The organism is Luteibacter sp. 22Crub2.1 (assembly GCF_900167995.1).
Classification (GTDB): Bacteria; Pseudomonadota; Gammaproteobacteria; order Xanthomonadales; family Rhodanobacteraceae; genus Luteibacter; species Luteibacter mycovicinus.
Genome location: NZ_FUYT01000014.1, coordinates 131,271 through 142,668, shown reverse-complemented (window position 1 = coordinate 142,668; position 11,398 = coordinate 131,271). Strand labels below are relative to the sequence as shown.

The window sequence follows — 11,398 nt, the reverse complement described above, 5'->3', positions numbered from 1 at the left end:
GAATGGCCCTTGCCATCCGCGACGTGCGCGAGCACGACCTGGATGCCGTGCTCGCACTCAATAACGAGGCAGGCACCGGCATTCTCGCCACGGACATCTCCCGCCTGCGCTACCTGTACGACATCGCGCATTACTTTCGCGTGGCCGAACAGGACGGCCGCATCCTCGGCTTCCTGATCGCCATGCGCCAGGACGCCGACTACACCAGCCCCAATTTCCGCTGGTTCCAGGCCCATTACGAAAGCTTCGTGTATATCGATCGCATCGTGATCGCATCCGAATCGCGCGGACATGGTCTGGGCCGCATTTTCTACTGCGATGTACAAAGTTATGCCGAGGTACGTGTGCCGCTTTTGACCTGCGAAGTCTTCCTTGAACCCCGCGACGACCAGACCGTGCTGTTCCACGGCACCATGGGCTTCCAGGAAGTGGGTCAGCAAAAAATGGGAGAGACCGGCCCGAAGGTGAGCCTGCTCGCCCGTGAACTGCCCAGTTTCCCGTTCGTGCGCGAGCGGTACCTCGAGCAGGACGGCCTGCCCGCCGTCGCATGGCTGGGTGAGCGGAAACGCCCGGCGGATGACGCAGGGGTGCGCGCATGAACGCCCGCGCCGAATCCCTCGAAGCCGCCTGCGACCTCCGCTTCGGCCAGGTCGGTATCGCCTGCGTGCGCCTGCGCCGCGTCGATGCCGCCGCGCTGGTCGAAGAACTCGAACGCCGCGTCCGCTCCGCGCCGCAGATGTTCAACCGCGCCGCCGTGGTCCTCGACCTCTCACACCTGCCGAAGCTGCCGGACGACGGCATGGTCGACGCGCTGCTCGAAGCCATCCGCAGCGCGGGCATGCTGCCCGTCGGCATTGCTTATGGGACGGCGGAGACCGAAGCGCTCGCCGAGCGCATGAATCTCCCGCTTATCGCCAAGTTCCGTGCCCAGTACGAACCCGCGTCGGGCGATGCCGCCGTGCAGGTCGCGCCGCCCGCACCGGGCCGCGCCGAACCGGCCCGCGCTCCGCTGGATAACGACGAAGACGCCGGCGGCGCCACGACAGCCCAGCACCACATCGGCAGCGCCGTGCGCTCCGGCCAGCAGATATACGCCCGCGACCGCGATCTCGTGGTCATGGCTGCCGTCGCCAATGGCGCGGAAGTCATCGCCGATGGTTCCATCCATGTCTACGGCAGCCTGCGCGGCCGTGCCATGGCCGGGGCACAGGGCGACGAGTCGGCGCGCATCTTCTGCTCGGATTTCCGTGCCGAGCTGGTGGCTATCGCCGGTCACTACCGCGTGTTTGAAGACATGCCCAAAGAATTCGAGGGCCAGGCCGTCCAGTGCTGGCTCGACAGTGGAAAACTCATGGTCGCACGGCTCTGATGCCGTCCGTCGCAGCAACACTCGGAGACATCTCTTGACAGAAATTATCGTCGTCACCTCCGGCAAGGGCGGAGTCGGCAAGACCACCACCAGCGCCTCCCTCGCCACCGGCCTCGCCATGCAGGGCAAGAAAGTCGCCGTCATCGACTTCGACGTCGGCTTGCGCAATCTCGACCTGATCATGGGCTGCGAGCGGCGCGTGGTTTACGACTTCGTCAATGTCGTGCACGGCGAAGCCACGCTCAAGCAGTCGCTGATCAAGGACAAGCGCCACGAAAACCTCTTCGTGCTCGCCGCCTCGCAGACGCGCGACAAGGACGCCCTGACCCAGGAAGGCGTGGAAAAGGTCCTCGACGAACTTACGAAGGAAAACTTCGACTTCGTCGTCTGCGACTCCCCCGCCGGCATCGAAAAGGGCGCGCACCTGGCGATGTACTTCGCCGACCATGCGGTCGTCGTCGTCAATCCGGAAGTCTCCTCGGTCCGCGACTCCGACCGCATTCTCGGCCTGCTTTCGAGCAAGACCCGTCGTGCGGAAAAGGGCGAGGCACCGATCAAACAGCACCTCCTGCTCACGCGCTACAACCCGAACCGGGTCGAGGCCGGCGAGATGCTCAGCGTCAAGGACGTCGAGGAAATCCTCGGGATCAACGTCGTCGGTGTCATCCCGGAATCGGAGAACGTACTCGCCGCGTCCAACGCGGGCGTGCCGGTCATCCTGGATGACAACTCGAACGCCGGTGCGGCCTATAAGGACACCGTCGCGCGCATTCTGGGCGAAGAGCGTCCGCTTCGCTTCCTCGAGCCGGTCAAGAAGGGCTTCCTCAAGCGCGTGTTCGGAGGCTGAGCATGGGTATCCTCGATTTCCTGAAGCGTAAACCCGAACCGAGCGCCGGCGTCGCCAAAGAGCGTCTGCGCATCATCGTCGCCCAGGAGCGCTCGACGCGCGGCGGTCCCGACTACCTGCCGCTGCTGCGTAACGAGCTGCTCGAAGTGATCCGCAAGTACGTCAACGTCGACGTCGAGGCAGTCAACGTGACGCTCGAACGTGACAGCGGCCACGAAGTACTCGAACTCTCCGTCGCCTTGCCGGACGGCAAGTCCGCGATATGAGTCCGGCCGATCCCGCCGACGCGGTTCTCCGCGTCGGCGACATCGGTTTCGACGAACCGCGGCAGCTGCTCAAAGGTTTCGGCCTCAGCCTCGTCGAGGTCTCCACTGGCGAAACCATACCGGGCAGTTACTGGGGCGACACCGAAGCCGGCATCATCGGCACGACGGTCTACGCGCGCACCGACACCCCGGTCCACTCCCTGCTCCACGAAGCCTGCCACCTCATCGTGCTGCCGGAGGACAAGCGTGCGCTCGTCCACACCGATGCGACGGATTCCATCGAGGAGGAGGATGCCACCTGCTACCTGCAGATCGTGCTCGGCGGACACCTTCCCTCGGTAGGCAGTGCACGCATCATGGAAGACATGGACCGCTGGGGTTACACCTATCGTCTGGGCTCCACGCGAGCCTGGTTCGAGCAGGACGCGCCTGAGGCGCGCGCGTTTCTTCGTGAACGCGGACTGCCTGTCGGCTGACTTGCACAAACCAGGCGTTTTTTTCAGATTTATCCGATTCTAAAGACGGATCGGCTCCCTTAGCCTTGGATCAGGCATCGCCCGACGTTGCCGCGGAGACATCCGTGGGCGTCGAGGTGCGTGAGCCTGTCGGCAATGGAGAAAAACGATGAAGTATGTCATCCCTGGTCCACGGGAGAATCCCCCCGCTCGCGGCAACACGGGCGGCGTCGGCACCGCTACGTCGTCTTACGGTGGCGATATCGTAAAAAGAATCGACCGTCTGGAAACCGACAGCCAGTTCATTCGCCGCGACCTGGATGAGATCCGGGGCGACACGCGCGCCATCAAGGACCAGCTACATTCAATGGATAAGAGACTCACCGTCATCGAACACTCCAGCGACGCGGGATTCCGATCCATCTGCCAAAAAATGGATGCGGGCTTCGCTGCTGTCGATCAGAAGTTCGCTGCCGTCTACCAGAAAATGGATGCGCGCTTCGCTGCTGTCGATCAGAAGTTCGCTGCCGTCTACCAGAAAATGGATGCGGGCTTCGCTGCTGTCGATCAGCAGTTCGCTGCCGTCTACCAGAAAATGGACGCGGGCTTCGCTGCCGTCGACCAGAAAATGGACGCGGGTTTCGCCGCTGTCTACCAGAAAATGGATGCCAACTTTTCATCCATCCACCAGACACTGTCAACGGTCCCGACGAAGCTTCAGCTGGCGCTGATGGCTCTCGCCGGCCTCGCGATGATCCTGGGCTCGGCTTTCGCCGTCGTCGCCGCATTGTTGAGGTCCACAGGCCATGCGGAAGTCGCGAATGTGCTGGACGCGGCACGAGGCTGAAAGTGCTACCCCCCCCTATCTTGCCGCCGGACCGATACTCAACCCGGTTCGTTGCGCTCGATCTGCGAAACCACGCCCGACGCCGCCCCGGCCTTCGCACGCGCCAGGCGGCGGCGCTCCAGCGACACGTACCACAGCCACGCCGCGAGACCGATCAGGCAGATCGTCGTGGCGCCCATGGCAAGAGTCAGCATGTTGTCGGACAGCGCCGGCGAAAGCACACCGGCCACGAGAGCCGTGAGGATCAGACTGCCGAACGCCTGGACCGATGACACGCCGCCGCGCTGCTCCGGAAAACGGTCCAGCAACAACAACGTCAGCGTCGGGAAAGCCAACTGGACCCCGCACCCATACAGAGCCAGCGGCAGCGTCGACCACGGCACCCGTGGGTGATCCAGCGTCACCGCCAGGATCAGATTCAACGCGCACGACGACAGCATCGACGCATAGCCCCAGGACACCGTGCGGGCCGCACTGGCCCTTCCCGCCACCCGGCCTGAAATGAAGGCACCGGCGACCATGCCACTGACCACCGGCACGAACAGCCACGGAAACCCGCTCGCGCCCAGACCCAGCAGGTCGCGGATCAGATGCGGCGCCGACGCGATATAGAGAAACAAACCGGAGAAATTGACCGAGGCCGCGATCGCCAGTGGCCAGAACGGCAGGTCGCTGAGGATCGCCCTATAGCCGCGCAGCAGCGGTCGCGGACGAAACACCGTCCGATGCTCGGGCGGATGCGACTCGACCAGGAAATACGAGACGCCGAGGGTCAGCAAGGTCGTGAAGCCGGTCAGCGCCCAGAAGATGCCGCGCCAGCCGTCGATGCCCAGCAGCCACGCGCCGACGATCGGCGCGATGGCCGGCGCCACGCCGAAGATCATCATGACCTTGGACATCATGCGCTGAGCTTCTTCGCCGTGCATGGTGTCGCGCACGACGGCCCGGCCCACGACGATGCCGGCGCCGCCGCAAAGACCCTGCAGGATGCGGCAGCCCAGCAGGAAGCTGAAGCTCGGCGCCAGGGCCGCGCCGACCGACGCCGCGGTATAGACAGCCATCGCGATGACGATCACGGGCTTGCGCCCATAGGCGTCGGACAACGCGCCGTGGAACAGACTCATGACCGCATATGCCAGCAGGTAGACGCTCAGCAACTGCTGGAGAGCGACGGCGCCCACCCCGAAGTCGCGGCCGATGTCCGGGAAGCCCGGAAAGATCGCATCGATCGAGAACGGCCCGATCATCGACAGAGCGGCCAGCAGAAACGGCAGGTAGCGCCTCGGGTCGCGCGTCGCGGAGGTCATGGGAGCGGCCATGGCGTTCAGGGGAACGATCAGTATAGCGGCAAGCCTTCGAGCCCCTCGCCCGGCTCACCGCAAAGTCCCATAATCGAACCGGCACATCGCATCGAGGGTCACATGGGCTATAGCGGATTTCTTGCTGTCGGGATCGGCGGCGCCGTGGGCAGCCTGCTGCGCTGGTGGCTGGCCGTGGCGCTCAATGCTCTCGTTCCCAACATCCCGCTCGGGACGCTTTGCGCCAATCTGGCCGGCGGCCTTCTGATGGGCGTGACGCTCGGCGTGTTCGACCACTTCCAGACGTTGCCGGTTGAACTACGCCTGCTCATCGCCACCGGCTTTCTCGGCGGGCTCACCACGTTCTCGACGTTCTCGGCGGAATCCACCGGGTTGCTGCTGCGGCAGCAATACGCCTGGTTCGCCGCGCATGTCGCACTGCACCTCATAGGTTCGATCGGAATGACGGTTGCCGGGCTGACGATTGCCCGCGGAGTGCTTCGCCACGTTTGACGAGGATCCAAAGGAGTTCCATCGATGGCTCACGATGTTTCTTCCCTCAAGGCACGTGCACAGATCCTCCTGCAAAAAGCCGGCATCACGCTCGGCGGACAACGCCCGACCGACCTGGTGATTCACGACGAGCGGACCTACGCGCGTGTCTTCGCCCACGGTACGCTCGGTTTTGGCGAGGCCTATATGGATGGCTGGTGGGATGTCGGCGATCTGCCCGCTTTTTTCGCCCGCGTGTTGTCGTCGCACCTCGACGAGTCGGTGCTCACGCTGGACACGCTGATGGCGCATCTCAAGGCGCGGCTGATCAACCGCCAGCGCGGCGCGCACGCCTGGGACGTCGGACGACGTCATTACGACCTGGGTAACGACCTCTTCGAGGCGATGCTTGGCAAACGCATGGTCTATTCGTGTGCCTATTGGGCACACGCCGACAATCTGGATGACGCGCAGGAAGCCAAGCTCGACCTGATATGCCGAAAGCTGGCCCTGCGACCCGGCCAGCGCATCCTCGACATCGGCTGCGGCTGGGGCGAGGCACTGAAGTTCGCCGCCGAGCGCTATGGCGTCAGCGGTGTAGGCGTGACCGTTTCACAGGAGCAGGCCGCCTACGCCCGCGAGCTATGCCGGGGCCTGCCCGTGGAGATCCGCCTGCGGGACTACCGTGAACTCGACGAGCCATTCGACGCGATCCTCTCGGTCGGCATGTTCGAGCACGTCGGCGGCAAGAACTACCGCACATGGTTCGAAGTGGCCCGACGCTGCCTGCGCAAGGATGGCCTCGTTCTGCTGCACACCATCGGCAGTAACGGCGCGCCGGGACGGCCGGACCCATGGATCGACAAGTACATCTTTCCCAATTCGCTGATTCCCTCGATGAGCCAGGTGGCTGGCGCGCTCGAGGGGCTTTTCGTCGTGGAGGACTGGCATAACTTCGGCGCGGACTACGACCGCACGCTGATGGCATGGCGCGCCAACGTGGATGCGGCCTGGCCACGACTGGCCTCACGTTACGACGAGCGCTTCCGCCGGATGTGGAATTTCTACCTGGGCTGCTCCGCGGGTGTCTTCCGCAGCCGTCGCGACCAGTTGTGGCAGCTGACCCTGTCGCCGCACGGCAGGCCCGGCGGGTACCGCGTGCCGCGCTGACGGTATGACCACTTCATGCCTCGTACGGTCGGCGCATGAATCCCAAGGCCACGCTCCCCGACGGTATCGTCGAGACCGATGTCCCCGCGCGGCTCGACCGGCTGCGCTGGGGGCGCTTTCATACCCTGGTGGCCGTGGGCCTCGGGATCACCTGGGTGCTCGACGGGCTCGAGGTGACCATCACCGGCTCCATCGCCGGTGCGCTCAAATCCAGCCCCGTCCTCCACCTTACCGATGGTCAGGTCGGTCTGGCGGGCAGTCTTTACCTCGTCGGTGCCGTGCTGGGCGCGCTTTTCTTCGGGTGGCTTACCGACCGACTCGGGCGGAAGAAGCTGTTCACGGTGACGCTGGGCCTGTATCTGACGGCCACGGCCGCCACGGCTTTCTCGCCGGACTTTCTCACCTTCGTGATCTTCCGCGCAATGACCGGCGCGGGCATCGGCGGCGAGTACGCTGCCATCAACTCGGCCATTCAGGAACTGATTCCCGCACGCTATCGTGGTCACACGGATCTGGTCATCAATGGCAGCTTCTGGATCGGCGCCGCACTGGGCGCGCTCGCCGCCGTAGGCCTGCTCGACATGGGCTGGGTATCCGCCGAGATCGGCTGGCGACTGACCTTCGGGCTGGGCGCCGTACTGGGCCTGGGCATTCTTTTCCTGCGGCACTGGATTCCGGAGAGCCCGCGCTGGCTGATGCTTCACGGTCGCATCGAGGAGGCCGAGGCCGTCGTCGCCGCCATCGAGAAGCGCCTCGGCGTCTCGCCCCCTTCCGAACCGCTGCCACGACTGCGCCTGCGTCCGCGCGGACTGACCCTCGCCGATGTCGCCCGTACACTGTTCCGTGTCTACCCGAAGCGGACCGTCCTGGGCCTGGTACTGATGGCCACGCAGGCGTTTTTCTACAACGCGATCTTCTTCACCTATGCGCTTGTGCTCGGCCGCTTCTACGGCGTGGCCGATGCGGATGTCGGTCTCTATCTGCTCCCATTCGCCGCCGGCAATTTCCTCGGCCCGCTTCTGCTCGGGCGGCTGTTCGACACGCTGGGCCGGCGGACGATGATCGTCGCGACCTATGCACTGTCCGGACTGCTGCTGTTCGTCACCGCCTGGCTCTTCGTGCACGGCCACCTCGACGCGCGAACGCAGACGATCGCCTGGAGCATCGTGTTTTTCTTCGCCTCCGCGGCCGCCAGCTCGGCCTACCTCACCGTCAGCGAGAGCTTCCCACTGGAGTTGCGCGCCCTGGCCATCGCCCTGTTCTACGCCTTCGGCACGGCACTCGGCGGCGTCGCCGGCCCGTGGCTGTTCGGCCGCCTCATCGGCAGTGGCGAGCGCATGTCCATCGGCTGGGGCTACGCGCTAGGTGCTTCGCTGATGCTGATCGGGGCGGCAGCCGCGTGGTTACTTGGCATCGCCGCCGAGCGACGGTCCCTCGAAGATGTCGCCGCCCCGCTCGGCAGGGCCGACTGACAAACCGAACCGTTTACGCAGCAGGCCGCGGATGAAATGCCATGCAGGCCATGGATCGTCGCGGCGGAACACGTGCAGATCAGCACCGACCCACTCCATCAGCAGGCGGATCCAGCCCGGATGCCTGGCCGCCGGGGTAGAACAAATGCTGGCGATATCGTGATACAGGTCCACGCAGGCGATGCCGTCGCGATAGGCACGCGTCGCGCGTTTCACCGGCAGGCCCTGCGCGTCTTGCCAGGCCATTTCGCAGACGTTGACGCCGCTGCGCGCCGCGAACTCCACATAGGTCCAGGCGCGCGTATTCACCTCGATCAGGCGGAACGCCCCGTCGCGCGCATCGCGCTTGAACTCCGCGCTGAAGATGCCCCGGTAGTCCAGTCCATCGAGGACGCGACAGGTGCTGCGCACCGCGTCCGGCACGATCGCGAGCGGCACGGCCTCAGAGCACGAACTGTTGCCGAAGTCCGGAGGCGACATCCGGCGGCGACGACGGGCGAAGAGCCCGGTATACGCGCCCTGCCCGTCACGAAACCCGTCAATGAAGAAATGTTCGCTGGGTGGGCCGGGAACGTACTCCTGCGCCATGACGCGAAACCCCTGCGCGTGGAACCGGGCCCAGGCGTCACGCAATGCGCTCCGTCCTTGCACCCAGACGCCTTTGACGCCCGTGACATCACTGAATTTCTGCGAATTGACCGGCTTGAGGAAGACCCTGTCCAGGGTTTCGAACGGAATCGCCTCCACGTCCGCTGCGTCGGCCAGACGGAAGGTGCGCGGATGTGGCACATGAATCGCCGCCAGATAGCCGGCAAACAGTGACTTGTCCTGAAGCAGGGCCTGCGCATCACGTCGCGCGGTGCTTGCAAGGAAACGCCAGCCGAGCACGCTGTGCGGAAGATCGGCGAGCCACAGCGCGGCATCGTCGGCACCCGGGATGATCACGGCCCGGGCCAGCGGCAGTGCCGCCAGTGCCTCGATGGCTTGCGGCCCCGGACTACCGTCCCAGCCCCGACAGCCGGGTAACGCCCTGAAATAGCGCGATCGCGTGACGATGTCGTCCGGCGGACACGCGACATAGGCAGGGATGCCGGCCAGATGAAGGCTGCGCAGAATGCCCAGTGCGGTGGGGCCACGCCCCATCACGATGGCAGGCAACCGTTGATCCGTTTGCATCACGCCCCCTGTCGGGCACCGCGCCGGAGTGGCGCACCCTGCAGGTCCAATGTGACATCGGTATCGACCGGGGCACAGATCGCCACACGATCTATGCCGTGCGGACGAGGGCGTCAGACCGGAGCGTCAGCCACGGCGAAGGGGAGCACGCCCGGTTCCCGGCCCTCCGCCTGGCGACGCGGCGGGGCCTGACGCGGTACGGACGGCGAGGTACGCCCCAGTGTGATGTTCTTGGAAGCGCGGACTTCGCGATTGGCGAATGTCCAGATCTCACCCGTGGCCGTGATGAACACCGTCCAGTACAGATCAGACTCCGGGCCATAGTCGAGCAGGAAATGGGCAAATCCCTCGCCTTTCGGCGTATTCATGGGCAGCGGCGGATTCAGTTGCAGCATAGGGCTTCTCCTCGTGCCATGGATTTACAAGGAGGCGCCGTCGTGGGCGGGTGAACGTGTTGTGGGTCACGCGTCACCGTACGCGGACAGCATTTTCCTCGCCGGGCCCGCTAAAATGCACCGGACACACAGACAGCCAGTTCACCAGGGGTAACCAGCGCGTGCAGTCACGTAATTTCCGGGTATCGGTCGTCCAGCCCGGTGGCAAGCTAGCCATCGAGGTCGAATTTAACGAGAAAGTGCATGGCCTTTCCGGCGACACGCTATGGCTGTCCCTAGAGGACGACACCCGTATCGAGGACGCCGAGGCGCTTCGCGCGCTGCTCGAGCGCGTGGGTCACCGCATCACGGTAACGAACGTACGCTCCTGACGGGCGCGCTGGCGCTGTCTTTCACCGCAACCGCCAGAGGCACCACGGTCGGCAGCAGCCGGTGGTTGGTGCCGTGCACCTTGCCGCAGCCCATGCATTCGCGCGTCGTGCCGAGCCCGCGGCGTGCCGCCCGCGGAGACGCCAGCAGGCAGCCGCACACGTAGCAACCCGCGATGACACCGCGGTCCCAGAGGCGCAGCCTCAGCAACTGGATGGCGGCCGAGCCGACGGCCACGAAGAGGCCACCGGCGAAGAGCCAGGCGGGCAGGTTGGAATAAAGAGAAACCAGTCCGAAATCGCCCGGCGTCTGCTGGGCGGCCCGGGTCACGCCAGCGGCCAACGATCCCGTACCGAAGGCCAGAAGGCTCGGCATGAACAGTCGAAGATACATACGCCCGGCGTAAGACATGTCTGAAAACCCTCCCCCGCCGGCCCTTCCGGCGCGAGGAGAGTGTCGTTACCGGGGTCTAGCCGCCGTGAATGGGGTCAGATGCCTGGCGACGCGGTGTACTGCGCCCATAACGTATCGACATCCGCGCCCGTCAGCTGTGCCCAGGTCTGGTCGGTGTACGACCGCCCGCGCAACGCCGCGTCAAGACCCTGCACGGTTCCCGCGTGATGCTCCTCGACCCACACGAGGAACCGGGCGGTGATGCGGTAGCTGTCGGTGTAGTTCTGCCCGGCGGCGTAATCGGGTAGCGACCAGCCCGCGGCCGCGTTGTTCACCCCATAGCGGTTACGCGCGTAATCCGCGATACCCTCGACCAGCCATCCGGGAATATTCTGCTGCCCATAGTCCTGCACGATATGCATCGACTCATGTGTGACCGTATCGGTGTCGTTCGGATTCGCGATCATGTACGCCGCGCCGTACGTCTCGGTCGCATTAGCCGTCGCGGCCACGCCGTCGTAGGACGGATCGAGGACGATGTTCACCGTCTTCGACGTATTCGGATTGAAGTCAGCCGCTTCTTTGGGATAGATCGTGAAGAAGGTGCTTATCATGGTATCGACGGTGGACTGCGCGATGCCCGAATTCTTGTCGGTCACGGTAAGCGTGTAACCGTTCTGCTGATACGAGTTCACCGTGTCGGCAAATGTGGGCCCCGCGGCGACGAGCGAGGCGATGATGAGCGCGCGAGCGCCGAAGCGCTTCGATGGCTGCATGAGCGTGACTCCTGCGTTGTAGGGTCGTTCGATGGTGGACCCATGGCGCGGGATGTTTCGGTGCAGGTGTCAC

General features: G+C 64.7%; 15 protein-coding genes. 10 read left to right on the top strand and 5 right to left on the bottom strand.

Going from position 1 to position 11,398, the window contains the following annotated elements; genetic code table 11:
• Window positions 1–2: 2 nt before the first annotated feature.
• From B5X73_RS15600 to B5X73_RS15575, 6 genes are all read left to right on the top strand, one after another.
• A complete protein-coding gene (locus tag B5X73_RS15600; protein ID WP_079522476.1) occupies window positions 3–599 on the top strand; it encodes a GNAT family N-acetyltransferase in 597 nt (198 codons plus the stop codon).
• On the top strand, window positions 596–1,369 hold the full coding sequence (gene minC / locus B5X73_RS15595; protein ID WP_079522475.1) for a septum site-determining protein MinC: 774 nt from the start codon (window positions 596–598) through the stop codon (window positions 1,367–1,369). Before B5X73_RS15600 ends, minC begins: the two co-directional genes overlap by 4 nt.
• A gap of 34 nt (window positions 1,370–1,403) precedes the next feature.
• Window positions 1,404–2,216, top strand: a complete 813-nt coding sequence (gene minD / locus B5X73_RS15590; RefSeq protein WP_036115578.1) for a septum site-determining protein MinD — start codon at window positions 1,404–1,406, stop codon at window positions 2,214–2,216.
• 2 nt (window positions 2,217–2,218) lie between these two features.
• Window positions 2,219–2,482, top strand: a complete 264-nt coding sequence (gene minE, locus B5X73_RS15585) for a cell division topological specificity factor MinE (protein ID WP_036115579.1) — start codon at window positions 2,219–2,221, stop codon at window positions 2,480–2,482.
• Window positions 2,479–2,958, top strand: coding sequence for a hypothetical protein (locus tag B5X73_RS15580; protein ID WP_079522474.1), 480 nt, complete (start codon window positions 2,479–2,481; stop codon window positions 2,956–2,958). The genes minE and B5X73_RS15580 overlap by 4 nt, the downstream gene beginning before the upstream one ends.
• Before the next feature lie 148 nt (window positions 2,959–3,106).
• Window positions 3,107–3,784, top strand: a complete 678-nt coding sequence (locus B5X73_RS15575) for a hypothetical protein (RefSeq protein ID WP_079522473.1) — start codon at window positions 3,107–3,109, stop codon at window positions 3,782–3,784.
• A 38-nt stretch (window positions 3,785–3,822) separates the two neighbouring features.
• On the opposite strand, the gene B5X73_RS15570 is transcribed toward B5X73_RS15575, so the two are convergent.
• Window positions 3,823–5,091 (bottom strand): multidrug effflux MFS transporter, encoded by a 1,269-nt coding sequence (locus B5X73_RS15570; protein WP_079522502.1) that lies wholly within the window; start codon window positions 5,089–5,091, stop codon window positions 3,823–3,825.
• Between the two features lie 114 nt (window positions 5,092–5,205).
• On the opposite strand from B5X73_RS15570, the gene crcB reads away from it, so the two are divergent.
• The 3 genes from crcB to B5X73_RS15555 are packed head-to-tail and all read left to right on the top strand — an operon-like array spanning window position 5,206 to window position 8,216.
• The gene (gene crcB, locus B5X73_RS15565; protein WP_079522472.1) at window positions 5,206–5,595 is read left to right on the top strand and encodes a fluoride efflux transporter CrcB; all 390 of its coding nucleotides are present in this window, start codon (window positions 5,206–5,208) and stop codon (window positions 5,593–5,595) included.
• 24 nt (window positions 5,596–5,619) lie between these two features.
• Complete coding sequence (cfa, locus tag B5X73_RS15560) at window positions 5,620–6,744, top strand: cyclopropane fatty acyl phospholipid synthase (RefSeq protein WP_079522471.1); 1,125 nt, start codon at window positions 5,620–5,622, stop codon at window positions 6,742–6,744.
• A gap of 35 nt (window positions 6,745–6,779) precedes the next feature.
• Window positions 6,780–8,216 carry an MFS transporter gene (locus tag B5X73_RS15555; RefSeq protein ID WP_079522470.1) on the top strand — a complete coding sequence of 479 codons (1,437 nt, stop codon included), beginning with the start codon at window positions 6,780–6,782 and terminating at the stop codon, window positions 8,214–8,216.
• Here the strand turns inward: B5X73_RS15555 and B5X73_RS15550 are convergent.
• The gene (locus B5X73_RS15550; protein ID WP_139382805.1) at window positions 8,148–9,392 is read right to left on the bottom strand and encodes a carboxylate--amine ligase; all 1,245 of its coding nucleotides are present in this window, start codon (window positions 9,390–9,392) and stop codon (window positions 8,148–8,150) included. The two genes, B5X73_RS15555 and B5X73_RS15550, sit on opposite strands and share 69 nt — an antisense overlap.
• A gap of 113 nt (window positions 9,393–9,505) precedes the next feature.
• Window positions 9,506–9,787 carry a hypothetical protein gene (locus B5X73_RS15545; RefSeq protein WP_197056550.1) on the bottom strand — a complete coding sequence of 94 codons (282 nt, stop codon included), beginning with the start codon at window positions 9,785–9,787 and terminating at the stop codon, window positions 9,506–9,508.
• Between the two features lie 161 nt (window positions 9,788–9,948).
• Here B5X73_RS15545 and B5X73_RS15540 point away from each other — a divergent pair, with 161 nt between their 5' ends.
• Window positions 9,949–10,158, top strand: a complete 210-nt coding sequence (locus B5X73_RS15540) for a hypothetical protein (RefSeq protein WP_079522468.1) — start codon at window positions 9,949–9,951, stop codon at window positions 10,156–10,158.
• On the opposite strand, the gene B5X73_RS15535 is transcribed toward B5X73_RS15540, so the two are convergent.
• Window positions 10,133–10,567 (bottom strand): hypothetical protein, encoded by a 435-nt coding sequence (locus B5X73_RS15535; RefSeq protein WP_079522467.1) that lies wholly within the window; start codon window positions 10,565–10,567, stop codon window positions 10,133–10,135. The two genes, B5X73_RS15540 and B5X73_RS15535, sit on opposite strands and share 26 nt — an antisense overlap.
• A gap of 77 nt (window positions 10,568–10,644) precedes the next feature.
• Window positions 10,645–11,325: a basic secretory protein-like protein gene (locus B5X73_RS15530; RefSeq protein ID WP_079522466.1), complete on the bottom strand. Its 681-nt coding sequence runs from the start codon at window positions 11,323–11,325 to the stop codon at window positions 10,645–10,647.
• Window positions 11,326–11,398 lie beyond the last annotated feature (73 nt).